The sequence below is a fragment of the Acetobacter okinawensis JCM 25146 genome (genome assembly GCF_000613865.1).
In the GTDB taxonomy this organism is placed as follows: domain Bacteria; phylum Pseudomonadota; class Alphaproteobacteria; order Acetobacterales; family Acetobacteraceae; genus Acetobacter; species Acetobacter okinawensis.
In genome coordinates, this window is record NZ_BAJU01000084.1 from 1 (window position 1) to 3,930 (window position 3,930).

At 56.4% G+C, this 3,930-nt stretch carries 6 protein-coding genes and 1 pseudogene; all 7 read right to left on the reverse strand.

Annotation, left to right across the window (positions count from 1 at the left end; all coding sequences use genetic code 11):
- A pseudogene (locus tag JCM25146_RS24320) lies at positions 1–124 on the reverse strand (IS5/IS1182 family transposase); the annotation flags it as partial.
- A gap of 87 nt (positions 125–211) precedes the next feature.
- Positions 212–757, reverse strand: a complete 546-nt coding sequence (locus JCM25146_RS22265; RefSeq protein ID WP_148299125.1) for a hypothetical protein — start codon at positions 755–757, stop codon at positions 212–214.
- Positions 758–891: 134 nt separating this feature from the next.
- Positions 892–1,359 (reverse strand): hypothetical protein, encoded by a 468-nt coding sequence (locus tag JCM25146_RS24325; RefSeq protein ID WP_242401193.1) that lies wholly within the window; start codon positions 1,357–1,359, stop codon positions 892–894.
- 188 nt (positions 1,360–1,547) lie between these two features.
- Positions 1,548–1,991: a hypothetical protein gene (locus tag JCM25146_RS24330; RefSeq protein WP_025829163.1), complete on the reverse strand. Its 444-nt coding sequence runs from the start codon at positions 1,989–1,991 to the stop codon at positions 1,548–1,550.
- A 69-nt stretch (positions 1,992–2,060) separates the two neighbouring features.
- A complete protein-coding gene (locus JCM25146_RS15485) occupies positions 2,061–2,450 on the reverse strand; it encodes a type II toxin-antitoxin system VapC family toxin (RefSeq protein ID WP_025829165.1) in 390 nt (129 codons plus the stop codon).
- Between the two features lie 8 nt (positions 2,451–2,458).
- Positions 2,459–2,713, reverse strand: coding sequence for an antitoxin (locus tag JCM25146_RS15490; protein WP_025829167.1), 255 nt, complete (start codon positions 2,711–2,713; stop codon positions 2,459–2,461).
- Positions 2,714–3,133: 420 nt separating this feature from the next.
- Positions 3,134–3,930 (reverse strand): chloride channel protein (locus JCM25146_RS15495; RefSeq protein ID WP_025829169.1); only part of this gene is annotated, 797 nt, incomplete at its 5' end.

Sequence of the window (3,930 nt, forward strand, 5' to 3'; positions counted from 1 at the left end):
GGATCACATAAACGATACCGCTCAGAACACGCCGGTCATCCACACGTGGCACTCCGTGCGCCAGTGGAAAAAATGGCTCAATCCGCCCCATCTGGCTCTCAGATAGCATAAACACATCACTCATAGGCCCACCTTCCATCAGTAAGCCTGTGAATCACAACTTCTCGCTCAGTTCAATAAATCAATAGGTCCTGAGCCTAGTTTTTCAATTTCAGCTCTTGTGTACAAAATTTTTATACACAAAATCCAGAGTGTGGTTAAGCTCTCCTGTACTATCATTAAGTATGGTACCTATTGATCCATTTAAACCTATAAAAAACAATATTGGTTTACTTATCTTTGGACCAACAAGTTTTTTCATCTTAGCGGCTACAATACCTGCGGCGATAGTCTCCCCAATTATCTCACTAAATTTTTGGCTCGCATACCATTGTACATCTTTATTATTGGCAATAATCTTACAACCATTAACAATATTTTCGCTATTTAAGTTGTGGCAAGGTATATATTTATATCTCTGTAAAGCGTTATAACATGTGCCTAAATTATTTTTATCCTGAAGAGCGATTCCTTTTACCAACCAAAACATTGCTGCGTTATGCATGTGAACATTTGATAATGCTTCAGTACCGTTCAACCCAAACATTGATCCAGTTCGACATATCCCATTAAATGTTTTATTTTTATATTTTAAAGCACCCTGAATAACCCCTGTAAAAATGGGGTATTCTTTCCTATATTTGTCCCAATCACACATGATACTATTCCTAATTTTAATAGTGTTGCAATATATCATGATCTCTTTTGAACGTATGTCCCATATTCAGGTGACACAGAGTAATACCAACGGCTATCTCTATCCGGATGCTCGTGTCAGTCTGGATGGATCCTTCAAGCTTGGCTCCTGCGACAAAGCAGATCGACTTCAGCCATCGCAGCTTCAAGTTCGGAATAATCCGGTGCCCAGCGCTCAAGCGGCTGAAAATCCCGCTGGACGGAACTGTCCTCCACTGGGGGCACTTCGGGCATACCGGTGGCCCGGGGCGTGCCACGTTTCCGCCCGGGTATTGTTTTCTGGCGCGGTTGGACAACCTCCTGGAGCGGCTCCATGTCCCGGAGCGCGAAAAGCCGGCGCGCCGATCTGTGCGTCACTTCCACGATCAGGCCGCGCTCCAGGAAACGCTCGAGCAGCAGGCAGGCGGCCTTAATCGACATCGAAAGCCGGGCGGCCAGCGACGTCGCCGAAATCACCGGATGGGCGGCAATCACGTCAATGGCGGCAGACGCACGGGAATTCCGTCTCTGGTCGCCGGCCTGAAGACGCGCCTGGCGCCATGAGGCCTCGAGTGCTCGGGCCATCGCGCGGATGGCCTCAGCTTCATCCCCGATAGCGCTCAGCCAGGCTGGCACCCAGTTCCGCGCTGTCCAGGACGTTCCTGACCGGAAAGCTGCCGCTCCCGTGAGAGGAAGAGGCGTGCGCAGCAGCCCGTCCTCGCACCACAGACGCACAAGGGCGCCACGCAAGGGTACGCGGCCGTGGCCGGTCTCTATCCACTGGCGGAAAGCCAGTGCCCCGCCCAGCAGCGGCCCCATGGCCCGGTCAAAGGGTTTGACAGCATGCGTTGCCTGGACGATCGCGTCCCGTTGCAGGCCCGTGGGCCGTGCCAGCCACTGATACTGTTCGAAGGCTGCGTGAACCGCATCGACCTCGCTGCCCCGTTCAAAGATATTCTGGCCACGAATCCTTGCCGCAACCCTTCAAGCACGGCAGCCAGGTGCCAAGGATCGACAAGAAAGCCGTCGACAGCCGCGCAGTTCCGGGCGGCCTCCAGGCGTGCGCGGAACAGAATCACGACACGCAGGGGATGCCCGTGCAACTGCTGATCAAGCTGCCCGCATAGTGTTGCGGTGCGTGTCAGCACGGCCGCCACATCCCCCAGGGTCGGCACGCCACCTTTCAGGGTTGGCAGGACATCAGGCGAGGCCGGCATGGCCGTTCTCTTCCGTTTTCCGAGGCAAACCCCTTGAACGACAGTTTGGGGACATGGTACGATCATGTCTCATCCGATCCGGAAATTACGCACCTCAAGGCCCTTGATGGTCGCAAAGGCCTGATCGCTGGTAACCAGGGTCCTTTCGCAGGTCAGCGCATGGGCAGCAATCATCATATCCAGCGCCCCCAGAGGCAGACCATGCCGCTCCTGGCTGGCGCGCAGCCGACCGTAACGCTGGGCGGTCTCTCTGTCCCAGGGCAGCACCTCCAGGTGGTCCATGACGGCATGCGTCAGTCGGTGCAGTCGTGTGGCATCCGGCCGTCTGGCAAGACCATAGGCGACCTCTCCAGCCGTGACAGCCGACACACAGCACCGCCGGGGATCGAGACGTTCGACGTGACGCAGAACCATCTCGTCACCGCGAATGATGTCGCTGACGGTGTTCGTATCGAACATCCAGGCGTTCACTCTTCGAGCCCTGCAAAAGGATCGCGGGACCGGTCGTCCTGCTGCCGACCAGCCGGGAACAGCTCCGCCCCCCGACTGCGGCGGATGGCCGAGAAAACCTTGTCCCAGTCCTCGGGCCGGGCCGAGAGAATGACATCGCCCGTTTCCGGGTCGCGGCGGATGCTGACCTCGGACGTCTCGAACCGATAGGCAGCGGGCAGCCGGACCGCCTGGCTGCGGCCGGTCATGAAAATCTTCGCGGTTTCCGACATGGGGCGCTCCAGGATTTGATAGGTATCACGGTAGATATCATTTGCCCGGCCGCAGAATCAAGGTCGCACGTCAGAACGAATTATAATTTACTCTAATATAACCTTAACTTCTCTTGTTGAACGTAAAAAATCCGGACGCAAAGCCAATCGGATGTCGAAATTCCTGAATTAGGAGAACCCCGGCTTCCACGCAGCCAAACCCCACCAAAAGTAACCTTAATCAGGTTACAAGGAGTCCCTTAATTAGGTTAAAAGACCGTTTTTAGTCGGACTTGTTCCATGCCGAGGATTCGCTCCATGTCCATCTTGGGGGGAGCGGAAGGTCTTCTGTTGGTCACAATCAATAAGAAGGCGATGTTCATTTAAAGGTACGCGAGTGGATCAAAGAACTCCCAGGGGCGGTCTGTACTGCCCGCGACCTTAGCGTTTGGCGACGGCGGCCCGGTTGCGAAGGGATTCATAGATAGGTGGCTCCTGCATGCCGTCCGCGACTAGCATGGCGGCGAAGCTCCCGGAGAGAAGTGGCAGCAGCAAGCTGGTCGCATTGGTCATCTCCGTGACGAGAATAATCCCCGTCAGGGGCGCACGGACGGACCCAGCGAACATCGCCGCCATTCCGACAATAACGAAGGGAACGGTATCGCCCGCCAGACGCGGTTCAAGCGCATGTGCGATATCGCCACAACCGAGACCGGCAAGCGCGCCGAGCGCCAGCATAGGCGCGAACAGGCCGCCCGGGGTCGCGGCTGCATAGGAGAGCGCTCCCAGGGCCAGACGCAAGACGAACAGCCATGGGATGACCGACCATGTAACGGCGCCGTCGATCGCACTTTGCGTCAGCCAGTCTCCGCCTCCCGCCAGATGCGGGGTCAGCCAGACGACAACGCCTGCCAGAGCGCCGATCAGTGCCGCGCGCATCTCTACTCCGACCGGGAAACCTTCTGCGAACCGCAATGTGGTGAGGACAGTCCGGTTATACAGGACGGAGAGGACACCTATCACGAGCCCGGTCAGCAGAAACAGGAGCTGTGTCGAAACATTGATCACTGTGGGTGCTACAGAGACCATGAAATCCGGGTTGCCGCCTAGCATGGCGCGCGCCACGAGAATGGCTGCTACGGAGGCTCCTAGTGCCGAGCAGACAGTGCGGGCTTCGAAGCGGCCGACGAGTTCCTCCAGAACGAAGATGGCCCCTGCCCCCGGCGCGTTGAACGCGG